This window comes from Streptomyces sp. NPDC059443 (assembly GCF_042750105.1).
Classification (GTDB): Bacteria; Actinomycetota; Actinomycetes; order Streptomycetales; family Streptomycetaceae; genus Streptomyces.
This window is the reverse complement of record NZ_JBHYVM010000019.1, coordinates 48,720-74,057: the sequence shown is the minus strand read 5'-3', so window position 1 is coordinate 74,057 and position 25,338 is coordinate 48,720. Positions and strand designations below refer to the sequence as shown.

Here is a 25,338-nt window from a genome sequence, read left to right as displayed (position 1 = left end):
TACCGCCACGCCCCGCCCGCCGCGGCAGCAGCCCCCGCCCCCCGGGCCCGCGGCGGGCCGCACCCCCCCCCGCCCGGGGGCCGGGGGGGGGTCCCGCCCGGGTCGTTCTCGGATCAGGGTGCCGCGGCGGGCGTCAGCTCACCTGGAGGGTGACGTCGTCCACGACGAAGGAGGTCTGCAGGGACGGGTCCTCCACGCCCTGGAACTTCAGGGTGACCGTCTGCCCGGCGAACTGGGAGACGTCGTACGTCTTGAGCGTGTATCCGGGGGCCGCGTTCACGTTGGACAGGGTCTCCAGCGTCTGGCCGCCCACCGAGACCGTGAAGGTGTCGTAGACGGTGTTCTCGGTCTCGTCGGTGTCGATGTGCAGGTAGAAGCCGAGCTGGTACGAGGAGCAGCCCGACGGGATGGTCACCGACTGAGAGGCGCTGTCGGTGCGGGTCTGGCCCCAGCCGTTCAGCCACGCCATGTACGAGCCCGCGTGCGGGGCCTCGCCGGCCTGGTTGGTGATGACGCCGGAGGTGGCCGTCCACGGGCTGCTGCCACTCTCGAAGCCGCCGTTGGAGACGACCTGGCGCGGGGTGCAGGTGCCGCCGCCGTTGACGGTCAGCGTGTAGGTGGTGCTGTGGCTGACCGTGCCGGTGCCGGTGACGGTCAGGGTGTACGTGCCGGGCGCGGTGCTCGCCCCGACGGACACGGAGAGCGTCGAGGAGCTGCCGGACTGTACGGAGGTGGGGCTGAGCGTCGCGGTCACGCCGGCGGGGGCGCCGGTGACCGACAGGGAGACGGTCTGGGCGGCGCCGCTGACGGTGCCGGTGGCCACGGTGGAGGTGACGCTGGAGCCCGGGTTCGCGCTGCCCGCGGCCGGGGAGGTGCTGATCGAGAAGTCCTGCGCCGGGGTGGTGCCGCCGACGGCCTGGTTCCAGATCGTGTAGGCGACGCCGTCGGCGCTGCGGTCCAGGACCGTCGCACTGATGTTGCTCGCGGTGTCGCAGGCGCTGTGGTAGCAGGAGTCGTACGCCGCGTTAGCGGTGCCGCCCCACTTCGTGGCCTGCGCGGAGGTCTTGCGGGCGCTGGCGCCGGCCGCGTAGCCGGAGGTGGGAATGCCGCCCTGCTGGAAGGAGTAGTCGTCACTGCGGCCCTGGCCCTCGGTGTTCTCCTCGGGGGCGAGGTTCAGCGAGGTCCAGTACGCCTTGAGCGGTGCGGCGGCGGCGGAGGTGAGGTTGTTGATGAAGTAGCCGCCGTTGGGCGAGGCGACCATGTCGAAGTTGTAGTAGGCCTTGATGGCCGACTTCTGGGTGCTGGTGAGCTGGCCCACGTAGAAGTTCGAGCCGTTGAGGCCCTGCTCCTCGTCGGTCCACCAGGCGAAGCGCACGTGCTTGGTCATCGTCGGGTTCTTCTGGGCGAGGACCAGCGCGTTCTCCAGCAGGGTCGCGGAGCCGGAGCCGTTGTCGTTGATGCCCGGACCGGCCGAGACGCTGTCGAGGTGCGCGCCGAACATGACCGTCTGGTCGGCGGGGCCGCCGGGCCAGTCGGCGATCAGGTTGTTCGACGGGTAGGTGCAGGAGGTGCAGTTCTGCTCGGTGACCGTGTAACCGGCGGCCTGCAGCTTGCCCTTGATGTACGCCACGGACTGGGTGTGACCGGCGCTGCCCGCACGGCGGTTGCCGCCGTTCTGCGAGGCGATCGTGTTGAGCTGGGTCAAGTGCGCCTGGACGGCGGCCACGTCGATGTTCGGCGCGCCGGGATCGGGCGTGGTGCCGCCCACGGTGAGCGCGTAGTCGACGGTGTGCGAGAGGCTGGTGCCCTGGCCCTTGACGACCACGGTGGAGGTCCCGGGAGCCGCGTTGGAGGACGCCGTCAGGGTCAGCGTCGAGGACTGGCCGGACTGCACGGTGGCCGGGCTGAAGGAGGCGCTCACCCCGGACGGCAGGCCGGACGCGGTGAGGGTCACCTGCTGGGCCGTGCCGGTGGAGATCGCGGTGGCCACGGTGGTGGTGGCCGAGGCGCCCTGCTGGACGGTGCCCGAGGACGGGTTCAGCGCGAGCGAGAAGTCGCTGTTCTGGCCGCTCGGGGTACAGGTCGTGTCACCGGACTGGGCGGGCACGCTGATGGCGTCCCAGGCGGCCTTGGTCTTGTTGAACAGGTCGCAGGTGGCGTCCAGCGACTTGGCGGAACTCAGCGTCGCCGTCCGGTACTTCTTGTACGACATGCCGGAGGTCTTCAGAAGCATGCCGCCGTAGAAGATCTTGCCCGCGTTCTGCACGCCCGCGCCGGTCAGCGTGGACTGGTTGCAGGTGCTGCTGTTCGGCTTGCCGCCCCCGGGGTTGGTGCCCTCGGCGAGCAGGTAGAACCAGTGGTTCAGCGGGCCCGCCGCCGCGTGCACCTCGGTGTTGGGTATCGAGGAGCTGTAGCAGGACGGGTCGTTGTTGATGGCCGACGGGTTGTACATGTTGCGGATCGGACCGTTGCCCTGGAGATTGATCATCTCGCCGACGGTGTAGTCCGGAGTGTCGTACGGCGAGGGCTCGTTGGCGTAGGCCTCGGTCAGCGCGCCGAAGATGTCACCGGTGCCCTCGCCCAGACCGGCCTCCTGGCCGCTGGTGCCGCCGGGGGTGTTGGAGTCGATGGCGTGCCCGTACTCGTGGGCCACCACGTCCACACCGGCGATCCACTCGTTCGCGCTGTTGTGCCCGATGGTGACCGAGCTGCCGTCCCAGTACGCGTTCAGGTCGCCGAGGCCGACCTTGCCCGGGAAGCTCTGGCCGTTGCCGCTGACGCCGTTGCGGCCGAGCCACTGGCTCAGCATGTCCCACTGCTTCTGCGCCGCGAACATCAGGTCCGTGCAGCCGGTCTCCTTGGAGGTGGGGTTGCCTGTGCCCCAGGAGTCCGAGGACTTCGAGAAGACGGTTCCGGTGCTGTAGTCGGCGCAGCTCAGACCGGGCCGGTTCGGGTCGCGCAGGGAGTACGTGCCGCCCGACGAGGTGGTGCTGATGGTCAGCGGGTTCGGGCCGTTCCACTTGCTGGTCCCGGTGCCCGCGACCACCTCGTCGTAGCGGTCGAGGACCTTGCCGGTGCGCGCGTCCACGAAGACGTGCAGCTTGCTGGGCGCGGTGGCGGTCCGCCCGATGAGCACCGTCTCCCAGGCGAGGACGGACTTGTCGTCCTTGAGCCTGACGACGAGCCGGCTGCTCTGCACCCGGTCGGTCGCGGCCTGCTCGCCGCGCGAGGTGGTCTCGGCGGCCTTCGCGGTGACCGACGGGGTGGTCGCCACGTCGATGACGGCCGAGGAGGCCGACTGGACGGTGCGGACCCGGCCTTCGCCGTCGGCGAGGACGACCGCGTCGCCGCCGACGACCGGCAGGCCGCGGTAGCTGCGCTCGTAGGCGACGGAGTACAGGTCCTTCACCCAGGGGGTGACCAGGCGCCGTTCGTAACTCTGCTGGGGCGAGTTGACCAGGGTGTCGAGACCGCTGCGTACGGCCGCGTCCGCCGCGGCGACCGCCCGTTCGGCCTTGGTCGGACTGGGTGCGGGATTGGCCTTCTGTGCTGCGGAGGCGGTGCCGGCCAGCGTGCCGGCGAGGCCCGCCGTGAGCACCATGGCCGCGGCTGCTGCCATCCATCTGGTGGGCTGCAAGAGTCCACTCCGATCGTGTGTGGGGGGTGAGAAAGTGATGAGAATTCGCTGTTCGCGGCTGAGTATGGGCGTGTCCATGACGAGATCGGGACATCTCTGCGTGCATAAGACCGGCGTTATGGTGTCGTCGGGTGACGCTGCGTAAGCTGCCCGGATGCAGCTGGAGTTGAGGCATCTGCAAGCCGTCTGCCAGATAGCGGAAGTGGGCAGCCTGGGTGGTGCGGCACGGAGGCTGGGGGTCTCCCAGCCGGCGCTCTCCGCCCAGTTGCGGAGGATCGAGCGGGTCACCGGCGGTGAACTCTTCGTCCGGGGCCGGAGCGGGGTGGAGCCCACCCCGCTCGGCGAGTTCGTCCTCGCCAAAGCGCGCCGGGTGCTCAGCGAGATGGACGCCCTCGGTGCCGAGACCCGCGCCCGGACGGCCGGCGCCCCGCTGCGCCTGGGCTGCATCCTGCTCGTGCTGATCGACGGCCTGATCGCGCAGCAGGACCTGGTCCTGGCCGGGCGGGAGATCACCGTGGACCTGGAGGACTCGGTGACGGCGCTGGTACGGATGCTCGGCGCGGGCCGCTACGACGTCATCGTGTACGGCGAGGTGAACGGCCACGAGGTCCCGCTGCCCGGGGGCGTACTGGCCCGGACCCTGGTCTCCAGGGAGCCGTTCTGCATCCGGATGTCCGCCCGGCACCCGCTGGCCCGGCTGGAAGCCCTCGACCTCGCCGACCTCGCCGGCGACCAGTGGATGACCCCGGTGGAGGACGACGACGGCGGCCCCGAGGCGCTCGTCGAGGCGTGCGCCAAGGCCGGGTTCGTCCCCTCACTGCGCTACCGGATCACCGATCGCATGATGCAGTACGACCTGATCTCCGCGGGCCGTGCCGTCTCCCTCAGCCAGCCCACCGCGCCGGCCGTGGCGGGCACGGTGATGCGGCCCCTGATCGGCGCACCGGTCACGGGGCGCATCCGGCTCGCCTGGAACCGGTCGACGGTCTCGGCCCGGCAGGCGGAGCTCTTCTACCGCTCGGCGGCCCTGGCGTACTTGGCCAATGTGGACAACAACACCTTCCACCGGGCCTGGTGGGACGGGCATCCCGAGGTCCACCCGTCCCTGGACTGACCCCGCCCCCCTGCCCCTGAAAGCCTCACCACTCCTGTTCCCCGGGAGGCGTGGAGGTCTGGACCACCTCGCCGACCCGCTCGGTCACGGCAGCGGCCTCGTCCCGGGGCAGCGCGTCCGTGATCAGTACGTCGACCTCGTCGAGGGCGGCGAAGGTGGTGAGTCCGACGGCCGACCACTTGGTGTGGTCGGCGAGCAGGACGCTGCGGCGGGCCGAACGCAGGAACGCCCGGTTGGTCTCGGCCTCCCCGAGGTTCGGGGTGGTCAGCCCGGTCGTGGTGCCCAGCCCGTGGCAGCCGAGGAAGAGCAGGTCCACGTGCAGGTTGCGGATGGCCTGGTCGGCTATGGGGCCGACGAGGGCGTCCGAGGGGGTCCGGATCCCGCCGGTGAGCACGACCGTGGTGGTGCTCCCGGAGCGGCGCGCGGCTTCGAAGACCTCGGCCGTGCGGATCGAGTTGGTGACCACGGTGAGCTCCGGGACCTCGGTGAGCTCCTTGGCCAGGGCGTGGGTGGTGGTGCCCGCGGACAGGGCGATGGCGGACCCCGGCATCACCAGGGAGGCGGCGGCCCGGGCGATGGCCCCTTTCGCGGCCGTCTCCCACTCGGACTTGGTCTCGAAACCGGGCTCGTGGCTGCTGGGTCCGCCGCCGAGCACGGCGCCGCCGTGCACCTTGCGCAGCAGCCCTTCGCGGGCGAGTACGTCCAGGTCCCGGCGGACGGTCATGTCGGAGACGCTCAGGGACCGGGTCAGCTCGTTCACCCGCACCCCGCCCCGTTTGCGCACCTCTTCGAGGATGAGGGCGCGGCGCTGATGGGCCAGCAGATTGCCGTTGTCGACCATGCCGACAGCATCCTGAGCGGTCGATCAGAAGTCAACAGATCCCAACAGGCCTGTTCTTTACCGTAGTTGTGCCCACCGCCTTGACTTGTCGGAGCAACGGCAGTGTGATGTGGGCCTTCGCGGTGGAGTCCGTTCGGTCCTGAGGGATTGTGCGGAACTCCGGCCGGCTCGAACGCGCGCTTCCGCACACATTTCCCCGTGTCACACCCCTCGGCTGACCCCCCTTCCCCCAGGAGCCGTTCGTGCACACGTTACGCAGCACCACCCTCGGCCGCCGCCTGACCACGGCACTCGCGGCGCTCCCGCTGCTGGCGGGCGCCCTCGCGGTGGCCGCCGCCTCGCCCGCCGCGGCCGTGGCCGACGGGCAGGCGCTCACCCCGCCCATGGGCTTCAACAACTGGAACTCCACGCACTGCCGGGCCGAGTTCAACGAGGCGATGGTCAAGGGCATCGCCGACCTCTTCGTCGCCAAGGGCCTCAAAGCGGCCGGGTACCAGTACGTCAACCTCGACGACTGCTGGGCCCTGCCCAACCGGGACGCCTCCGGCAACCTGGTCCCCGACCCGGTGCGCTTCCCGAACGGGATCAAGGCCCTCGCGGACTACGTCCACGGCAAGGGGTTGAAGTTCGGCGTCTACACCAGCGCCGGCACCAGAACCTGCGACACCGCAGGCTTCCCGGGCGGACTCGGCCACGAGCAGCAGGACGCCGACCTGTTCGCCTCCTTCGGAGTCGACTACCTCAAGTACGACAACTGCAACAACCAGGGCGTGGACGCCAAGAAGCGCTACACCGACATGGGCAACGCGCTGAAGAACACCGGCCGCCCGATCGTCTTCTCGCTGTGCGAGTGGGGCCAGAACCAGCCGTGGACCTGGGCGGCGGACGTCGGCCACCTGTGGCGCACCACCGGGGACATCGGCGACAGCTGGTCCTCGATGATCGGCATCGCGCACCAGAACCAGCAGCTCGCCGCGTACGCCGGACCGGGCCACTGGAACGACCCGGACATGCTGGAAGTCGGCAACGGCGGGATGACCGCGGCCGAGTACCGCACCCACTTCAGCCTGTGGTCGATGATGTCCGCGCCGCTGCTGATCGGCTCCGATCTGCGCAAGGCGACCACCGAGACCTTCGACATCCTCTCGAACGCGGACGTCATCGCCCTGGACCAGGACCCGCTCGGCAAGCAAGGCACCGTGGTCTCCTCCGCCGGCGGCAAGGTCGTCATGGTCAAGGAGCTGAAGAACGGCGACCGGGCGGTCTCCCTGACCAACGAGAACGGCTCCACCGCCACCCTCTCCACCACGATGGACGCGCTCGGCGTCGGCAACCGCGCCCCGTACTCCCTCAAGGACCTGTGGAGCAAGGCGGTGACGGCCAACACCACCGGGAACATCAGCGTCTCCGTGCCCGCGCACGCCACCGTCGTCTACCGGATCACCCCGGGGCCCCTGGTGGTCCCGCCCTCCGGCACCACCCCGCTGTCCAGCCTCTCCTGGACCGGTGCGAGCAGCGGCTGGGGACCGGTCGAGAAGGACCGGAGCAACGGCGAGCAGGCCGCGGGCGACGGCAGGACCCTCACCATCAACGGGGCCACGTATGCCAGGGGCCTGGGCGTGCACGCGGCCAGCGAACTCACCTACCACCTCGGCGGCGTGTGCACGGCGCTGACCGTGGACGTCGGAGTCGACGACGAGAAGTCCTCCAACGGGTCGGTGGTCTTCCAGATCTACCGGGACGGGGTGAAGGCCGCCGACAGCGGGCTGCTGACCACGGCCGACCCGGCGAAGAGGCTCACCGCCGACCTGACCGGCGGCCAGACGCTGAGGCTCGTCGTCACCGACGGCGGCAACGGCATCAACTCCGACCACGCGGACTGGGCGGGTCCCCAGCTGACATGCCACAGCTGACCTGCCACAGCCGACCCGTAACCGGCCGACCCGAAGAGGGAGTACCCGTAGATGTCCACGCAACCGAACCCCGGCAGACCGCGCCGCCGTACCGCCGCCCTGACGGGCATGCTCGCCCTCGCGCTGACCGTGGCCGCCTGCTCATCCGGCAAACCCTCCGGCGCGGGGGGTGACGGCGGAGCCGGCGGCGACGGCAAGACCGTGGACGGACAGATCTCCATCGCCTACCTGCAGAAGCAGGGGGACCAGGAGTACTTCGTCTCCGAGGCCGCGGGCGCCAAGAAGAAGGCCGAGGAGCTGGGCATCAAGCTCACGGTGGTCAACCTGGGCAACGACGCCTCGAAGACCATCACCGAGGTCAAGTCGGCCATCGCGCAGAAGAACCAGGGCATCGTCATCGTGGTGCCGGAGTCCGCGGTCGGCCCGCAGGTGGCCGCCGAGGCCAAGAAGGCCGGGGTCACCCTCCTCACCTCGGACGACCAGGTGTGCGCCACCGGCCCCAAGCCCGCCGACTGCGCCAAGCCGGACCTGGTGGCACGGGTGGGCTTCTCCGGTACGCAGATGGGTACGGAGATCGGCAAGCGGGCCGCGGCCGAGTTCGCCAAGGCCCGGTGGAGCGCGGCGGACACCCGGATCATCTACGCCTGGAAGCAGGACACCACCGTCTGCACCGACCGGATCAACGGGGCCAAGGCCGCCTGGAAGCAGGCCGGGGGACCGGAGGTCCAGGCCGTCGAGCTCGGCACCGACAACACGCCGGCCGGATCCCAGGCCAAGGTGGAGGCGACGGTCACCGCCAACCAGGGCGTCAAGCACTGGGTGGTCATGGGCTGCAACGACGAGAACGTCTCGGGCGGGGTGAAGGGCCTGAACAACGCGGGGCTCAAGGGCGCCGACATCATCGGGATCGGCCTCGGGGCCTATCTGGCCTGCAAGGACTGGCAGGCCGGCGCCGACAACGGAATGCGGGCCGCGCTCTACATCCCCGGTGACGAGGTCGGGAAGCTGGCCGTCCAGGCGATGTACGACAAGCTGAAGAACGGGACTCCGTTCGCCCCCGAATCCTTCGCCCCGACCAAGATGGTCGACGCGGGCAACTGGAAGGACGCGGGCTTCGGCTGCAAGTGAGGGCCCTGCCCGTCCTGTACACCCCCCCCACCCACGAGGTGCGTGCACACGATGAACGCCACGGAAGCGCCCGGACTACGCGTGTCCGGAGTCTCCAAGTCCTTCTCCGGGGTCCCGGCGCTGCGGGGGATCAGCCTGGAGTTCCCGGCCGGCACGGTCACCGCGCTGATGGGCGAGAACGGCGCGGGCAAGTCCACGCTGCTGAAGATCGTCTGCGGTGACCGGCCCGCCGACTCCGGCACGGTGCTGCTCGACGGCGCCGAACTGCGCCTCCACTCCCCGGCCGACGCCCGGTCCGCCGGCATCCGGCTCATCCCGCAGGAACCCGAGATCGTCCCGCACGTCAGCGTCGCCGAGAACGTCTACCTCGGCGCCCTGCCGACCCGCGGGGCCCGCCGCTTCGACCGGGCCGCCCTGCGCCGGCGCCTCGAAGCCGACCTGGTCCGCATCGGATTCGAGAGGGTCCTCGACCCCGACACCCTCGGGATCCACCTCACCGCCGCCCAGCGCCAACTCGTGGAGATCCTGCGGGCGCTGACCTCGGACGCCAAGGTGATCGCCTTCGACGAACCCACCTCCTCACTGTCCGAGCACGAGGTGGAGTCCCTCTTCGCCCTCATCCGCCGCCTGCGGGAACAGGGCCTCGCCGTCGTCTACGTGTCCCACCGGATGCGGGAGATCTTCCGGCTGGCCGACCGGGTGGCCGTCCTGCGCGACGGCGTACTGGTCGGGGTGAAGGAGGCCGGGGCCACCGACGAGGCCGAGATCGTCCGGATGATGGTCGGCCGGGACCTGTCCGCGATGTTCGCCCGCACCCACGTGGCCACCGACCGCGTCGTCCTCGACGTCCGTGAGGTCACCACCGACGACGTCAGCGGCATCACCTTCCAGGTCCGCGCCGGAGAAGTGGTGGCCCTGGCCGGACTCGTCGGCGCCGGCCGCTCCGAACTGGCCCGCGCCCTCGCCGGAGACCTCCCGCTGCGCGGCGGAACCGTCGCCGTGGGCGGCCGGACCCTGCGGCTGCGCCGGCCCTCCGACGCGGTCCGGTCGGGCATCGGCCTCGCCCCCGAGGAACGCAAGTCCCAGGCCCTCTTCCTGGACCGCTCGATCCGCGACAACACCGCGCTGGTGGTGCTGGACCGGCTCAGCAGGCTGCGCTTCGTACGGCGCGCGGCGGAGCGGGAGCTGGCCCGGGAGCACACCGACCGGCTGCGGGTGCGCGCGCCGTCCATCGAGGCCGAGGTCCGCACCCTCTCGGGCGGCAACCAGCAGAAGGTGGTGCTCGCCCGCTGGCTCGCCCGTAGACCCGAGGTCCTGATCCTCGACGAGCCCACGCGCGGCATCGACGTCGGAGCCAAGGCCGAGATCTACCAGATCATCGCGGACCTGGCCGAGGCCGGTACGGCGCTCCTGGTCATCTCCTCGGAACTACCCGAGGTACTGGGCCTCGCGGACCGGATCCTCGTCATGCAGGGCGGCCGGATCACCGGCGAGCTCGGCCGGGACGAGGCGACGGAAGAAGCCGTCCTCGCGCTGGCCATGGCGGACGACCTGACCGAAGACGGAGGACGGACATGAAGGCGAACCCGGCGACGCGTGCGGCGCGGGCGATCGGCGGCCAGAACCTCAGCCTGACCGGCGCCCTCGTGCTGGTCCTGGCCCTCTTCGGTTCCCTCAACCCCGCCTATCTGACCTGGGCCAACATCAAGGTCATCGGAGACGCGGTGACCATCTCCGGGCTGCTCGCCCTCGTACAGACCGTGGTGATCATCTGCGGCGCCCTGGACATCTCCGTCGGCTCCCAGGTGGGCGTGGCCTCGGTGGTCTCCGCGATGGTCTTCACCTCCACCGGCTCCAACGCCCTGCTCGGCATCGCCGCCGCCCTCGGCGTCGGACTGCTGGCCGGGCTGGTCAACGGGTCGGTCATCGTCTACGGCCGGATCAACCCGGTGATCGCCACCCTCGCCACGCTGGCCGCCTACAAGGGCGTGGCGCAGCTCCTGTCCAACGGCGCCGCCCAGGGCTACGTCAGCGGGGACGACGTCTTCGTCTTCCTGGCGAACGGCGCGATCCTCGGGATCCCCGTCCTGCTGTGGGTGCTCGCCCTGGTGACCGTCGCCATCCACCTGCTGCTGAAGTACACCGACATCGGCCGCAACATCTACGCCATCGGCGGCAACGACACGGCCGCCCGGCTCGCGGGCATCGACATCAACAAGTACTTGATCGCCGTCTACGGCCTCGCCGGAGTCGTCGCCGCCTTCGCGGGCGTCCTGCTGACCGCCCGTACCGGGTTCGGCCACCCGGTCTCCGGCAGCGAGGGACTGGAACTCAAGGCCATCACCGCGGCGGCGCTCGGCGGCTGCCTGCTGGCGGGCGGCCGGGGCGGGGTCGGCGGGACCCTGCTCGCGATCACCCTGCTCGGCGCCCTCGACAACGGACTGACCGTGCAGGGCGTCAACCCGTTCTGGCAGAACGTCGCCCAGGGGACCCTGCTCGTCGTCGCCGTCGTCATCCAGAAGCGCCGCGCGGGCGAACGGGCCGTGGGGCTGCCCACGTGACGTTGCCTGTGGCGAGTCGAGGTTGCCTCAGCCCTCGCCGGCGAGCCCGGCCACGTGGTCGGCGATCATGTCGAGGATCTCGGAGGCCGCCTTCTCGTCGCCGAGGGCGAGGAAGTTCAGGGTCACCCCGTCGGTCATGGCCGCCAGGTAGTGGGCCAGCACGGACACCGGCACGCTCAGCTCGAACGGGGTGGTCCGGCGCAGCTCCTCGATCAGCTCGCCGTACGTCTCGCAGTACAACTCGTACTGTCGGCGCGCCAGATGCCCGAACCCGGGCTGGCGCAGCGCGTACTGGGTGAGCTCGTAGGTGAGCATGTGCTCGCCCGGCCGGTCCGCCACGTGGTCCCAGTAGGCCTGGAAACCGGCCCGGACGGTCTCGCGGAGGGTCGCCCGGGGCTGGATCACCGCTTTCACGATCGTGATGTAGTGGCCGGTGATCGTCTCGATGACCGATTCCAGCAGCGCTTGCTTGGAGTCGAAGCAGTAGTGGAAGACGCTCAGGGACACGCCTGCCTCGGCGGCGATCGACCGGGTCGTGGTCCGGGACACCCCGTCGCGGGCCATTGCGCGGATCGCGGCCTCCGTCAGCTGCGTGCGCCGGTCGGTCAGCGGCATCCGTGCCATGTACGCGTCCCCCTCGTTCCGGGTGGTGCTCCGCGCGCGGGGGGGGGGGCGGCGGGCGCGCGGGGGGGGGCGCCGCCCCCCGCCCCCCGCCCCGCGCGCCCCTCTCAGCTGCTGTATACGCCGACTTCGTACAGGGAGTAACCCCACTGGGTGCCGCGTCCCGTTCCGTGGACGCGTACGTACCGGGCCGGGACCCCGGCGAACCGCACCGTGTCCAGACCGCCGTCACCGGTGGTCGTGGACCAGGCCGTCTGCCAGTTCGCCCCGTCCGTGGAGACCTCGATGCGGTACGACTTCCCGTACGCCGCCTCCCAGTCGAGGGTGACCCGCTTGACCAGGCTCTCGGACCCGAGGTCCACCTGGATCCACTGGTCGTCGCTCCATTCGCTGGCCCACCGGCTGCCCCGGTCGCCGTCCACGGCCTTGCCCGGCGCGAAGCCGACGAAGGGGTTCCACCACTCCGCCGAGCTGGCGGAGGCGGGCGCGCCCGCGGCCAGGTTCACTCCGGCCTTGTGCTGCTCGGAGGCGCCCCAGGTGCGCAGGTAGGACTCGGCACCCTGGAACAGGTCGTCCACCACGCCCTGCCCGCCGACCAGCCGGATGTCCTCGATCCAGTCGGGCACCATGCCGTAGTGCGCGGCGCCGTCGGTGTTGAAGTCCCACGTGCGCTGGCCGGCGGTCTGCTTGTCGATGAGCGAGCCGCCGTCGGTGCTGCGGAACGGGTACGTGACCGGGTTGGGCGTGCCCGCGCCGCGCGGGCCGGGCCAGCCGCCGACACCGTTCATGTCGGTGCCGTAGCCGTAGCCGACGTGGTACTTCTCGCGCAGGGCGTCCGTCCGCTTGGCCTCCGCGCTGAAGGCCTCGGAGCCGCTCATGTACTGGGCGACGAAACCGCCGAGCTTGTAGAGCCGCTCCATCCAGCCGAGGTCCATCCAGCTGTGGGAGGAGATCACACCCGGGTACGACTCGGACTCCAGGATGTCGAAGGCCTGGCCCGCGGCCTTGACGCTCATGTGGTCGACTTCGAGCATCATCTTGCGTTTCATCATGCCGCGCACCGCGTAGTCACCGAGCTCGGTGAGTCCGCGGGTGTTGCACTGGGCGCCCGAGGCGTACGAGGGCACCGCCACCCCGGCAGGCAGCTCCTTCTGCGCGTTGGGTGCGGCCGCCAGCCCGATGGGATTGTCGTGCTGCGGGCCCTTGCACTGCTCCGTCTGCCAGAACGTGCCGGTGGACAGGAACTGCCCGACGTTGATGGCCGTTCCCAGGGCGCCCTCGTCGAAGCGGACCCCGCACAGGGCGTTGTCGAACTTGTGGCACAGGAACATGCTGCGCACGCCGAGCCCGTACAGCTCGTCCAGGCCCTTGTCGATGTCCTGCTTGCTGCACTGCGCGATGTCCAGGATCTGCTTGCAGCCGAACGGCTCGGAGGTCTCGACGCCGAGCACGACGGCGAGCTTCCCCTGCTTGACGACCTCGCGGGCCTGCGCGGAGTCGGTGACGATGCGGAACCACCCCTTGCCGGGGCCGCCGTACATCTTGTCGATGAAGGCCTGCATGTCGTAGGTCTTCTGCGCCTCCAGACGGATGGCGGTCATCTCGTCGCAGCCGCGGTCCTTGAAGAAGTAGACCGAGCAGATCAGGCCGTTGGTGACGAGGTCGTTGACGAGCACGCGCTGGCCACCGCGCCAGGCCCGCTCGATCCAGGCGTAGTAGTTCTGCTGGTGGGTCAGCGAGTCGTGGGCGGGCCAGTCCTTGAAGGTGGGCCAGCCGTCGGGGTCGTGCCTGCCGTCGCCGCCCTTCGTGACGAAGTCGAAGATGGCGAGGCTGCCGTCGGGGTAGTGCTCGGGACAGTCCTTGAGCGCGTCGGCCACCCCGAGGTCGGAGAAGGGCTTGCCGCAGATCAGCCGGCCGCCGAAGCCCTCGTTGGCCATGATGTGGTCGTGGGCGTCCACGAAGCCCCGTACGTTGCCCTGGGCGTCCGTGCCCTTGAAGGGCTCGCCGGTCACGTTGATCCCCGAATCGGGCGAGGGCCGTGCGGTGGGGTTCCACCAGCCCGCGTCGGCCGCCGCGCCCGGCACGGGGCCGAGCACCATGGCCAGCAGGCCGAGCAGCAGCGTCAGGACCGCGAGGGGTTTGCGTCTGGGTCGGGGGTGCGGGTGTCGGCTCATGGCCACTACTCACGTCCTCGGTCGGCGGAGGGCGCGGTCGAGGACAGAGACGGCAGGGGCACCGCCCCGGCGGCTGATTGTCATGTCCCGCGCAAGCATTGCGACGAGAATCGCTACTGCCGGGTACAGAGTCAATAGTCCGGGTCAAATGACCTGATGGATCGTCATCTTATGTGTGTTCGCACTCCATCTCGGCACGATGGAGGAGACCGGCGATCCCCGCCGTGGGCTCTGGCCGCGGGGTGTGCGGCAGCTTCCGTGCGTCCAGCGCGGCTGTCCCGTGTGGCACGGGACAGCCGCGCATGGGGGTCCGGGTGATCGTCCCGGGCTACGGGGCGAGCTGGTTCAGGAGCCAGGAGGTGACGGCGCGGGCGGTGCCGGAGGCGAGACCGGCCAGGGTGGCACGGGCCAGCGCCAGGTGCTCGCGGCGGGTCAGCGGTTTGCGGGGCATTGGACCCCCAGGTCGTGGTCAGCGGGTGAGTGGCCGGCCGGCTCGCTGTTCACCTTCGATCCCGTATGAAGATCGACTCCCGGTTGCGACAAGCATCGACCGGCGCGGCGGTCGGGGGCTGGTCAGCCCGTGTCGGGGCCGGGGGCGGGCGAGGATGGTGCGATGAGTCGAGACACGGGGGGCGGCCCGGCCAAGCGGCCGCGGGCACTGGAGCGGGCGAGCGCGGGATGGCCGCGGGCCCTGCGGGAGCTGAAGGACCTGCTGTACGAGGTGTACCTGGCAGCGGGTGCCCCGAGCCTGGACGTGATCGCCGCAGACGTCGCCGCCGCCGACGACCTGAGCGGGGCGCCGAGCCGGGACACCATCCGCCGCTGCATCAGCAGCAGCGTCCTGCCGCCGGGGCAGGGCGATGTGGTCGCCGTTGCCCTGGTCCTGGCCCGACATGCCCGCTGGGACGGTCGGGAGCTGGGCGAGCGGGTGCGCGGACTGTGGGTCGAGGCCCGCATGGCCACGGGGGCGGGGCGGCCGATCAGGGAGTTCAACGACCAGCTCGTCCTCGCCGACTTGGAGGTCAAACCGGCCCTCGATACCGGTGACGCACGCAATCGGCTCGGCGTCCTGCCCTCGTACGTACCGCGAGAATTGGACGGCCGGTTGGACTCGCTGGTCACCGCCGCGGTGGCGGGGAAGAGCGGCATCGCGGTCCTGGTCGGCGGTTCCTCCACTGGCAAGACCCGCGCGCTGTGGGAAGCGGCCCGGAAGCTTCCGGATACCTGGCGGCTGTGGCACCCCATCGCCCCCACCCGCCTTGACGCGTTGCTGGCCGAACTGCCCGACATCGCCCCTCGCACCGTGGTGTGGCTGAACGAGGCCCAGCTCTACCTGGGACCGGATCCGCTCGGGGAACAGGTCGCGGCGGGCCTGCGGAGCCTGCTCTACGACGCGAGGCGCGGCCCGGTACTGGTGCTGGCCACGTTGTGGCCAGAGCATTGGAACGCCCTGACCACCCGCACGGAACAGGACCGGCACGCCCACGCCCGGGAGTTGCTGCAGGGACACAGAATCCAAGTGCCGGATGTGTTCACAGGCGCAGACCTCGCCGTGCTCACAGCCGCGTCCGGCCGCGATCCCAGACTCGTGGAGGCCGCCGAATCGGCGCCTGCCGGACAGATCACCCAGTACCTGGCGGGGGTGCCCGTTCTGACGGAGCGCTACCAGGCAGCCCAGGGGGCCACCAGACATCTGATCCACGCGGCCATGGACGCCCGTCGCCTCGGCGCCGGGCCCAACATTCCGCTGGCCTGGCTCGCCGACGCCGTTTCCGGTTATTTCACCGAAACGGAGTGGAACGCCGCCGGAGACTGGCTACCGCAGGCGCTCGGCTACGTCACCCAGGAGTGCAACGGCATTCCCGGCATTCTCACCCCCGTCAAGACGGGTGTCCTCCGCAACCAGCGCAAGCATCGCCCGGCCTCGGTGAGTGGATCCACCCTCAAGGGCTCTGCCCGAGAGACCGCAGGACCGCAGTACCAACTGGCCGACTATCTCGACCAGTACGGCCGCCGGCACCGGTCCGACCAGATCCCCCCGATCGACTTCTGGACTGCGGCCGCAACCCACGCTCACTCTCCGGACCTCTACGCACTCGGAAGCGCCGCAAGCAAACATGGGCTGTATCGGGACGCTGCCCAACTCTACAAACTCGCCACAACCCACGGCGACGCCGATGCCCCGGCCTTCCTCGTTGATCTGCTCTGGTCACTGCACCCAGGTGATCCACGCCCTGGCCGATGGGCTGCCGCACACGTCGACCTCGACGACCCGAGCGCGGTGGGTTCGCTGCTGGAAGGCCTGGCTGAGGCCGGGGCGGACGAGCCGGTCGCCGCCCTGCTTGCCCGTGATCCGGCCGCACATGTCCGCCTCGGTGACTCGGGCGCGGTGGCCTGGCTGTTGGAAGGCCTGGTGAAGGTCGGGGCGGACGAGCAGATGGGCGTCCTGCTTGCCCGTGATCCCGCCGCCCACGTTGACCTGAGCAAACGCCTCGACGTGGCTTTCCTGCTGGACAGCCTGAGGATCGCAGGAGCGGACGAGCAGATAGCCGTCTTGCTTGCCCGTGATCCCGCCGCCCATGTCGACCTGCACAACCCCTACGAGCTGTACGTGCTGCTGAGCAGCCTGAGGGCGGCCGGCGCGGACGAGCAGGTCGCCGTCCTGCTTGCCCGTGATCCCGCCGCCCATGTCGACCTCCACCACCCCTACGAGGTGACCTTGCTGCTGGACAGCCTGAGGGCGGCTGGAGCAGACGGGCAGGCCGCAGCCCTGGCCGGTCGGGCCGGCGCACACGCCGCCCTCGACAACCCCTGGGAGGTGACCGTGCTGCTGGAGCACCTGAGGAAATACGGTGCGGAGGAGCAGATCGAGGGACTGGCCAATCGGGCCGCCGCACACGTTGTTCTCGACAACCCGCACGAGGCGAGCGAGTGGGTGCAACGTCTGGGGCGGGCCGGGGCGGACGAGCGGGCCGCACTGGCGAGTCGAGCCGCAGCCGACGTCGCCCTCGACGACCCCCACGAGGTGGGCAAGTTGGTGGAGTGCCTGCGAAGAGCCGGGGCGGACGAGCAGGCCGCGGCATTGGCGACTCGGGCCGCTGCCCACGTGGCTCTCGACAACCCCCATGAGGTGAGCGATCTGCTGAAATGTCTGCGACGGGCCGGGGTGGACGAGCAAGCCGCAGAACTGGAGGAACGGGCCGAGGCCCACGTCAACCTCGATGACCCGCGCTCGGTGGGCTGGTACCTGGCACTGAGGGCGGCTGGAGCAGTCGACCTCCACAACCCCGAAGTGGTGCGCTACTTGCTGGACAAGATGGGTGCCGCTGGATTGGACGAGGAGGCCGCAGCCCTGGCCCGATGGCTTCCGGCAGCAGATGGTTCTGGTCGGTCCATGACGATGAATGACGAGCCGAAACCGTTCTTCGGGCGGGAGCCCGATGGGAGCGCCGCCTCCTCATGGGGATGGGAGGACCTGGATTGAGTTGCGCGGGCTGAACGCGACTGCACGGCGGGTGTTCTTTCGGCCACCGGGGGCTGGCGGCGCGGGCCGTTCCGCGCGGATCCGAGGCAGGGAAGTGCCTCCTGCCCGGGTTCGGGAGGGGGCGTGTGTGAGGGTGTCGTGTGCGCCTGCGACCTGGGCGTGAAGGCGTTCGCGGTGCCCCGGGAGAGCTCCGTGACCAGACATCGCACGGCTCGCTCCCCGTCGATGCCGGTGTAACGCGCCCCTCGCGCGCCCCCGTCGCGCGTTCACATGTTCTCCGTTCCTGCTTCACCGATCCGTGTGCCCCAGAGTCCTAAGCCCCGTGGATTGTCATGCCCGCGGCCATGGGTGGTTGGTCGTTTTCCGGCCATGGCTTGTGGGGAAGGGGGGTCCGGTGTCTCAGCCACGTTTTCTCTTCGTGTCCTGGGTGGACGTCGAGAGACGTCGCGTGCCTGCGCCGACGGCGGGGGGACCGCGCCGAGCGCGGCAGGGCGGATCGGGCGGAGAGCCCGACGCCGTTACCTGGCGGCTGGTGGGTGCCAACAACCACGAGCTCGGGCGCAGCCCGTACGTGCACGGCACCTTCGCCGACTGCTGTGCGGCCGTCGAACGGCTCCAGGGGCGGATCGAAGAGGCCGCCCCGCTCGTGACGATGTCCACCGGCACGAGCAGCGGCGGCACCGGCGGCACCGGCGCTTGGACCTGGCAGCTCGTCCTCGACGGCGGCTGCGCCGCCGTGGCCACCCGCACCTTCCGCCGCCAGCGCGAATGCCGCCACAGCTGCCAGCTGTTCCTGACCGCCGCCGCCGAGGCGCAGGTGGCCTCCGGGGTCACCTACACCCGGAGGCTGCGCGGCCTGCGCCTGCCGGGCGCCGGTGACGTGCCGGGGCTGGCCCTGCGCGGGGGAGGCCCGAGATGAGCGCCACCACCGTGATCCCGCCCGCCGTACCGGAGGACGAGCGGATCACCCCGCGCCCGCTCGCCAAGAGCGGGGACCCGGCCGACCGGGTCTTCCGCGGCTCGGCCCGTACCGCGGGCGCCGCGGTGCTGCTCCTCATGACCCTGGTCGGCATCTTCCTCGGCGCCCGGGCCCTGACGGCCCTGTCCACCGCGGGACGGGGCTTCCTCACCACCTCCGCCTGGGAGCCCGACTCCCACAACTTCGGCGTCGCGGCCGTGCTGACCGGCACCCTGCTCATCGGCGCCGTCGCGATCGTCTTCGCGCTGCCGCTCGCGATGGGCACGGCGCTCTACATCACCGAGTACGCCCCGCGCCGCCTCAAGCAGACCCTGATCAGCCTCGTCGACCTGATGGCCGCGGTGCCCAGCGTGGTCTACGGCCTGTGGGGGCTGTTCTTCTTCCAGCCGCACGTGGTCGGCCTTTCCCGCTGGCTCACCACCTACCTGGGCTGGTTCCCGCTCTTCGCCGTCGACGGCGACGCCCCGCACGACCCGCTCAGCCCGAACACCTTCTACACCTCCTCCACCTTCATCGCCGGCATGGTCGTCGCCCTGATGGTCACGCCGATCGCCTGCTCGGTGATGCGCGAGGCCTTCGCCCAGGCGCCGCCCGGCGAACGCGAGGGGGCCTTCGCGCTCGGCGCCACCCAGTGGGGCGTCATCCGCTCCGTCGTCCTGCCCTTCGGCAGGGGCGGGATCATCGGCGGCACCATGCTCGGGCTCGGCCGCGCGCTGGGGGAGACCATCGCCGTCTTCCTGATCATCTCCCCGGTCTTCGACATCCAGCCGCACATCCTCCAGAACGGCGCCGTCTCCGTGTCCGCCCTGATCGCCCTGCGCTACGGCTCCGCCAGCCCCCTCGGGATGTCCGCCCTGATGGCGGCCGGACTCACGCTCTTCCTGATGACCCTGGTGGTCAACTTCATCGCCTCCTCGGTCGTCGCCCGCAGCCGCTCCGGAGCGGGGGCCGACGCATGACCGTCACCACGCACACCCCGGCCGCCGCCACCGTGCTTCCGCCCGTGGTCGACGAGGGTGCCGGCGCGCCCCCCGAGCGCCGGCGCAACACCGCGACCCTGCACGTCCGCGACGTCCTCGCCATGGCCGGCGCGGCCGCCGCGGCGCTCGCCGTGACCGCCCTTCTGTTCGGCCGGCTGCTGCCCTTCGACGCGCCCCTCGGCTTCACCGTCGTCCTCTACCTGGCCTTCATGGCCCTCTACGCCGTCCTCGTCTCCCTCGACGAATCCGGCGCCGCGGTACGGGCCCGCCTCGCGCAGGCCCTCGTGCACAGCATCGCCGCCCTGCTCCTGACCGCCCTGGCGCTCGTCGTCGGCTACGTCCTGATGCGCGGCTGGGAAGCACTGGCCCACGTCAACTTCTTCACCGACGACATGTCCTCCACCGGCCCGCTGGACCCGCTCACCCAGGGCGGGGCGATGCACGCCATCGTCGGCACCCTGGAGCAGATCGGCATCGCGCTGGCGGTGACCGTGCCGCTGGGCCTGGCCTGCGCGGTGTTCCTGAACGAAGTCCCGGGCCGCTACGCGCGGTTCGTCCGGACCATCGTCGAAGCCATGACCGCGCTGCCCTCCATCGTGGCCGGCCTGTTCGTCTACGCCGCCTGGATCCTGCTGCTCCACTTCGACAAGTCCGGCTTCGCCGCCGCCCTCGCCCTGTCCGTGATGATGCTGCCGATCGTCATCAGGGCCTCGGACGTGGTGATCCGGCTGGTGCCCGGCTCGCTGAAGGAGGCGTCCTACGCGCTCGGCGCCGGCCAGTGGCGCACGGTGTGGACGGTGGTCCTGCCCACCTCGCGGTCCGGGCTGACCACCGCCGTCATCCTCGGCACCGCCCGCGGCATCGGCGAGACCTCCCCGGTGCTGCTCACCTCCGGGATCTCCTCGGGGCTCAACCTCGACCCCTTCCAGGGGCCGCAGCTGTCGCTGCCGCTGGCGACCTTCAGCCTGGTCGTCTCCCCGGAGAAGGCCATGATCGCCCGCGGCTTCGGCTGCGCCGCCCTGCTGATGGCGCTGGTGCTCCTGCTGTTCGTGATCGCCCGCGTCATCGGCGGCAAGGCCCCGGGCCGCCTCAGCCGCGGGCAGCAGCACCGCCGGGTGCTCGCCTCGGCCCGGGACGTGGAGCGGATGTCGGCCCGCGCCGGGGAACAGGAGCCCGGCCCGGCCGGAGCGGGGGCCGGGGGGACGGAGCCACCGGAGTGGGAGGCGGTGCCTGCGCCCCGGGCGTAGCCCCGCTCCGCTCCGTGCGGTCCGATCCGCGTCCATTCGTACGATCTGTTACCGATCAGGAGAGTTTCCGATGCCCGGACGACCCCCGGCATACCCCGCTCGCCCTCCATCGGGCGGCCCCGCCCGCGTGCGGGTCCGCTTCATCGTCCGCGGACTGGCGCTGCTCCTGGCCGCCCTGACCGTCGTCCTGCCGGGCGCCGCGCCCGCGGCCGCCGAGAGCTACGTGCCGGTCTCCGGCGCGGGCTCCACCTGGAGCCAGAACGCCCTCGACCAGTGGCGGGCCAACGTCAAGCAGTACGGCATGACGGTCAACTACAGCGGTACGGGATCGTCCGACGGGCGCAACCAGTTCCGCAACGGCACCGTCGACTTCGCGGTCTCCGAAATCCCCTACGGGATCAAGGACTCCGGGGTCGTGGACCCCGCGCCCGCGCGGAAGTACAGCTACATGCCCATCGTCGCGGGCGGTACGGCCTTCATGTACAACCTCAAGATCGGCAACCGCCGGGTCACCAACCTGCGCCTCTCCGGCGAGGTCGTCGCCAAGATCTTCACCGGCACGATCACCACCTGGAACGACCCGGCGATCAAGGCCGACAACCCGGCCCTCGCCGCCTCGCTGCCCGCCCGCAGGATCGTCCCCGTCGTCCGCTCCGACGGCTCGGGCACCACCGCCCAGCTGACCAAGTGGCTCAGCACGCGCTACGGGTCCCTGTGGGACGCGTACTGCGCCAAGGCCGGCCGCACCACCACCCCCTGCGGGCAGACCTCCAACTTCCCGACCATCAACGGCCGCGGTTTCGTGGGCCAGTCCGGCTCCAACGGAGTCTCCGGCTACGTGGCCCAGGAAGGCAACATCGGCACCATCACGTACGTGGAGTACTCCTACGCGGTCTCCACCACGGGCTTCCCGGTCGCCAAGATCCTCAACGAGGCGGGCTACTACACCGAGCCCACCGCCCAGAACGTCGCGGTCTCGCTCACCAGGGCCAGGATCGACTCCGACCTCACCCAGAAGCTGGAAGACGTCTACGCGGGCACCGACCGCCGCACCTACCCGCTCTCCAGCTACAGCTACATGATCGTCCCGACCGCGCAGGAGTCGAACTTCAACGCGCAGAAGGGCAAGGCGCTCGGCGCCTTCGCCTACTACTTCCTCTGCGAGGGACAGCGCTCCGTCGACCGGCTCGGCTACTCGCCGCTCCCCGTCAACCTCGTCCAGGCCGGGCTGGAGCAGGTCCGGCGCATCCCCGGAGTGAGCGTGGCCGACATCGACATCAAGAACTGCAAGAACCCCACCTTCTCCTCCGACGGCACCAACACCCTCGCCGTGACCGCCCCGCAGCCCGCCGAATGCGACAAGCAGGGCGCCACCCAGTGCGAGACCGGCACCGGCGGCAACAAGACCCCCACCCAGACCGGCAGCGCCTCGGGCGGGTCCGCCGCCGGCGGCGCCACGGGCACGGGCGGCGCTGCCTCCGGCGGCGGCGCGACCGGCTCCGGCTCCGGCGGCGGTTCGGGCGGGGGCTCCGGACCGGGCTCCGGTCCGGCCGGGGCGAGCGGCTCGGCAGCCGCCACCGGCGGCACGGGCGCCGCCGCGGGAACCGGCGGCGCGGCCGGCGGGGGAGAGGGGGGAACCGGGGGAGTCGACCCGGTGACGGGCCGGCCCCTCGCGGCGGGCGCCGGAGACCTGTTCGGGATCCCCGTCACCACCGCGAACGGCATCGGCGGGGTCATGCAGACCGTCCTGATGCTGCTCGCCGCCCTGATCCTGCTGGCCGTCACGGTCACTCCGCCCCTGGTCACCCGGTACCTGAACCGGCGCGGGCGCGCGGGAGGCGGCTCCTGATGCGCACGCCGTCACGAAGCGGTCCGCCGCGCACCCTGCGGATGCTCTTCGGCTCGCTCTGCCTGCTGCTGGTCCCCGTGGTCGCCGCGTCCGGACCCGGCGGCCCTGGCGGCCTCGGCGGCCTCCTCGGTCTCGGCGCGCAGGCCGCGTACGCCGCGGGCGCGGGGGAGGGCTCCGAGGTCACCGTGTCCGGGGCCGGGGACTTCGCCGCCCTGAAGGTGACCGTCAGCCAGACCCGCAACCTCGTCGACCAGGTCGTCAAGGTCTCCTGGACCGGCGGCGCGCCCACCGTCTCCGACAGCGCGTACAACGCCGACTACCTCCAGGTCATGCAGTGCTGGGGCGACGCCCCCACCGGCCCCTCGACCGACCAGTGCCAGTTCGGCGGCTCCTCCGCCCTCGGCGCGGGCAACCAGGCCGCCGGGGCCTACACCAACAGCCGCCAGCTCAACTACGGCGCGCACCTGGAGGATTCGGAACACCAGCCGCTTCCGCCCGCCACCCCGAGCGGGATCTCCTACGCCCCCTTCCGCACGGTCAACGGGGACCCGGTCAGCACCGGCAACTGGAACGAGTTCTTCGACGTCAACAGCACCAACGAGGTCCCGTACGCCCGGACCAACGCCCACGGCTCCGGCGAGGTCTACTTCGAGACCCAGACCGCCGTCGAGGCCCCCGGCCTCGGCTGCGGCACCGCCGTCCGCGACGCGCGGGGCGCAGTGACCGGCCGCGGCTGCTGGCTGGTGATCGTGCCGCGCGGCACCAAGGAGGTCGACGGGAGCCCCTACACCGGCCAGTCCAGCGGCCAGCTCCAGTCCTCCCCGCTCAGCCCGGCCAACTGGAAGCAGCGCATCGTCGTGCCGCTCGGCTTCGAACCCATCGGCAGCTACTGCCCGATCGGCGCCGAGGAACGCGGCACCCTCGGCAGCGAGATGGCCGCCGAGGCCGTCACCCGCTGGCAGCCCGCCCTGTGCCAGACCGGCGGCAAGGCCGTCTACGGCTACGCCCAGGTCCCCGACGCGACCGCCCGGGTCAAGCTGCTCTCCGGTGTGCCCGGCCTGGTCTTCGTGGGGCGGCCAGCCCCGCCCGACCCCGTCCGCACACCGGTCTACGCGCCCGTGGCCCTCTCCGGCATCACCATCGGCTTCTTCATCGAGAGCCAGGCCGGATTCCAGGCCCCCGACGAGGTCAAGTCCCGCAACGGCACCCGGCTCGGCTCGCTGCGGCTGACCCCGAGACTGGTGGCGAAACTGCTCACCGAGTCCTACAAGGACGGCAACTCCCGCTTCGCCGACAGCACCGCGAAAAACCCGGAGAACCTGGGCCGGGACCCGGAGTTCCTGCGCCACAACCCCGCCTACGCGGGCCTCGACTTCGGGGGCAAGCTCGGCGACGCCCTCGTCCCGCAGCCGCTCGCCGACACCACCCGCCAGCTGTGGGATTGGGTCGCGCGGGACCCGGCCGCGCGGGAGTTCCTCAGCGGGGTGCCCGACAACACCGGTGCGCACGGGGACGCTTCGTACGCAGGCATGGCCGTGAACCCGAACTACAAGGGGATGGGGCTGCCCTCCGAAACCTTCCCCAAGAGCGACCCCTACTGCCAGCCCTTCGACGACCGGCCGAACCTCCCGCTCTGCATCCAGGACAAGCACCCGTACGCCACCGACATGCACGCCGCCGCGCGCGCCGCGAGCCGGGGAGACGCCCTGGCCCGTACCTCCTGGGATCCCAACGCCACCCCGCCCGCGTACAAGAAGGACCCGCCGCAGCCGGCCGGCCTGCGCGCCGTCCTCGCCGTCACCGATACCGCCACCGCCGAGCGGTACGGGCTGGTGAGCGCCGAACTCCTCAACGCGGGCGGGCAGTTCACGGCTCCCGAACCTGCCGCTCTGATCGCCGCCGCGAACGCGCGCAAGCCCGGCGCCGACGGGGTCTCCGCCCCCGATCCGGCGGCCGAGGACCCGGCGGCCTACCCGCTCACGGTCCTCACGTACGCGGCGACCGTGCCCGCCGACCTCACCGTGGCGGAGGGCAAGGACTACGGCGCCCTCCTGTCCTACGCGGCCGCCCAGGGCCAGACCCCGGGGGTGGCCGCCGGGACCCTGCCGCACGGGTACGCCCCGCTGCCCGAGGCCCTGCGCGCCCAGACCCGGGCGGCGGCGCAGCGCGTGAGCGCGGAGGCGGGCAAGAAGCCGGCGGAGCAGGGATCGGCGGCCGGCGGCGCGGGCGGATCCGGTTCCGCGACGGGTTCGGGTTCGGGTTCCGCGTCCAACTCCGGCTCGGGCTCCGGCTCTTCGAGCGCTACGTCGGCCGGAGCGGCCGGTACGGGGACCTCCGCCGCCGTGGGCGCGACGGCGGGCGGCGCCGCTTCGCCCACCCCGACCGCCTCGGCCTCACCGGCGGCCACGGCAGGCGGCCCCGGTGGCTCGGGTGCCCCCGGCGCCTCGGCCGCCGAGGCGGCGGGGACCACCCCGCGCTGGGTGGTCGGAGCGATCCGCGACGTCCTGCTGATCTGCCTGATCGTCGGCGCGCTCGCCGCCTTCGCCGGACCGCTGCTGCCCCGCCTGTGGCCCAGGGCGGCGCCCTGGCTCCAGGGGATGCGTGGCCGCGCGGGCGGACCGGACGCGGCGTCCCTGCCGCTCCCACCGCACTGGGTCGACGAGAAGCCGGGCCCGAGGGACTGGGTCCAGCCGGATTCGGTGTGGGCCCCGCCCGACGAAAGGAGGTGATGCCCGGCGACGACCGTCTGAAATCCATCCGCGCCAACGGAACTTCGTCCCAAGCGCGCCGGGCACCACCCCGGGCGCAGC

At 71.2% G+C, this 25,338-nt stretch carries 16 protein-coding genes; 11 read left to right on the top strand and 5 right to left on the bottom strand.

Annotation, left to right across the window (positions count from 1 at the left end):
* Window positions 1–133: 133 nt before the first annotated feature.
* Window positions 134–3,619, bottom strand: a complete 3,486-nt coding sequence (locus ACFXDJ_RS19720) for a M28 family peptidase (protein ID WP_384663110.1) — start codon at window positions 3,617–3,619, stop codon at window positions 134–136.
* Window positions 3,620–3,791: 172 nt separating this feature from the next.
* Here ACFXDJ_RS19720 and ACFXDJ_RS19715 point away from each other — a divergent pair, with 172 nt between their 5' ends.
* The gene (locus ACFXDJ_RS19715) at window positions 3,792–4,751 is read left to right on the top strand and encodes a LysR family transcriptional regulator (protein ID WP_384663108.1); all 960 of its coding nucleotides are present in this window, start codon (window positions 3,792–3,794) and stop codon (window positions 4,749–4,751) included.
* A gap of 25 nt (window positions 4,752–4,776) precedes the next feature.
* Here ACFXDJ_RS19715 and ACFXDJ_RS19710 read toward each other — a convergent pair whose 3' ends face one another.
* Entirely contained in the window at window positions 4,777–5,592 is an 816-nt protein-coding gene (locus tag ACFXDJ_RS19710; RefSeq protein ID WP_384663106.1) for a DeoR/GlpR family DNA-binding transcription regulator, read from the bottom strand.
* A 242-nt stretch (window positions 5,593–5,834) separates the two neighbouring features.
* Between ACFXDJ_RS19710 and ACFXDJ_RS19705 the strand changes: the two genes are divergently transcribed.
* Genes ACFXDJ_RS19705 through ACFXDJ_RS19690 form a run of 4 tightly spaced genes read left to right on the top strand, consistent with a single transcriptional unit; the run spans window position 5,835 to window position 11,194 of the window.
* Entirely contained in the window at window positions 5,835–7,505 is a 1,671-nt protein-coding gene (locus ACFXDJ_RS19705; RefSeq protein ID WP_384849801.1) for an NPCBM/NEW2 domain-containing protein, read from the top strand.
* Between the two features lie 51 nt (window positions 7,506–7,556).
* A complete protein-coding gene (locus ACFXDJ_RS19700; protein ID WP_384658261.1) occupies window positions 7,557–8,633 on the top strand; it encodes a substrate-binding domain-containing protein in 1,077 nt (358 codons plus the stop codon).
* A gap of 51 nt (window positions 8,634–8,684) precedes the next feature.
* Complete coding sequence (locus ACFXDJ_RS19695; RefSeq protein WP_384658263.1) at window positions 8,685–10,211, top strand: sugar ABC transporter ATP-binding protein; 1,527 nt, start codon at window positions 8,685–8,687, stop codon at window positions 10,209–10,211.
* Window positions 10,208–11,194, top strand: a complete 987-nt coding sequence (locus ACFXDJ_RS19690) for an ABC transporter permease (RefSeq protein ID WP_384658265.1) — start codon at window positions 10,208–10,210, stop codon at window positions 11,192–11,194. The genes ACFXDJ_RS19695 and ACFXDJ_RS19690 overlap by 4 nt, the downstream gene beginning before the upstream one ends.
* 27 nt (window positions 11,195–11,221) lie before the next feature.
* Here ACFXDJ_RS19690 and ACFXDJ_RS19685 read toward each other — a convergent pair whose 3' ends face one another.
* The 3 genes from ACFXDJ_RS19685 to ACFXDJ_RS19675 all read right to left on the bottom strand — a co-directional run bounded on the left by ACFXDJ_RS19685 (window position 11,222) and on the right by ACFXDJ_RS19675 (window position 14,440).
* Window positions 11,222–11,818, bottom strand: a complete 597-nt coding sequence (locus tag ACFXDJ_RS19685; RefSeq protein ID WP_384658267.1) for a TetR/AcrR family transcriptional regulator — start codon at window positions 11,816–11,818, stop codon at window positions 11,222–11,224.
* 104 nt (window positions 11,819–11,922) lie between these two features.
* Window positions 11,923–13,989, bottom strand: coding sequence for a discoidin domain-containing protein (locus ACFXDJ_RS19680; RefSeq protein ID WP_384658270.1), 2,067 nt, complete (start codon window positions 13,987–13,989; stop codon window positions 11,923–11,925).
* Between the two features lie 328 nt (window positions 13,990–14,317).
* Window positions 14,318–14,440: a hypothetical protein gene (locus ACFXDJ_RS19675; protein ID WP_384658273.1), complete on the bottom strand. Its 123-nt coding sequence runs from the start codon at window positions 14,438–14,440 to the stop codon at window positions 14,318–14,320.
* Window positions 14,441–14,602: 162 nt separating this feature from the next.
* Between ACFXDJ_RS19675 and ACFXDJ_RS19670 the strand changes: the two genes are divergently transcribed.
* From ACFXDJ_RS19670 to ACFXDJ_RS19645, 6 genes are all read left to right on the top strand, one after another.
* Window positions 14,603–17,473 carry a hypothetical protein gene (locus tag ACFXDJ_RS19670; protein ID WP_384658275.1) on the top strand — a complete coding sequence of 957 codons (2,871 nt, stop codon included), beginning with the start codon at window positions 14,603–14,605 and terminating at the stop codon, window positions 17,471–17,473.
* Window positions 17,474–18,005: 532 nt separating this feature from the next.
* Window positions 18,006–18,392 carry a hypothetical protein gene (locus ACFXDJ_RS19665; RefSeq protein ID WP_384658277.1) on the top strand — a complete coding sequence of 129 codons (387 nt, stop codon included), beginning with the start codon at window positions 18,006–18,008 and terminating at the stop codon, window positions 18,390–18,392.
* A complete protein-coding gene (pstC, locus tag ACFXDJ_RS19660; RefSeq protein ID WP_384658279.1) occupies window positions 18,389–19,411 on the top strand; it encodes a phosphate ABC transporter permease subunit PstC in 1,023 nt (340 codons plus the stop codon). The genes ACFXDJ_RS19665 and pstC overlap by 4 nt, the downstream gene beginning before the upstream one ends.
* Window positions 19,408–20,679 carry a phosphate ABC transporter permease PstA gene (pstA, locus tag ACFXDJ_RS19655; protein WP_384658282.1) on the top strand — a complete coding sequence of 424 codons (1,272 nt, stop codon included), beginning with the start codon at window positions 19,408–19,410 and terminating at the stop codon, window positions 20,677–20,679. The genes pstC and pstA overlap by 4 nt, the downstream gene beginning before the upstream one ends.
* Window positions 20,680–20,749: 70 nt before the next feature.
* Entirely contained in the window at window positions 20,750–22,528 is a 1,779-nt protein-coding gene (gene pstS, locus ACFXDJ_RS19650; RefSeq protein WP_384849797.1) for a phosphate ABC transporter substrate-binding protein PstS, read from the top strand.
* Window positions 22,528–25,257, top strand: coding sequence for a hypothetical protein (locus tag ACFXDJ_RS19645; RefSeq protein ID WP_384663337.1), 2,730 nt, complete (start codon window positions 22,528–22,530; stop codon window positions 25,255–25,257). Before pstS ends, ACFXDJ_RS19645 begins: the two co-directional genes overlap by 1 nt.
* Window positions 25,258–25,338: the final 81 nt, after the last annotated feature.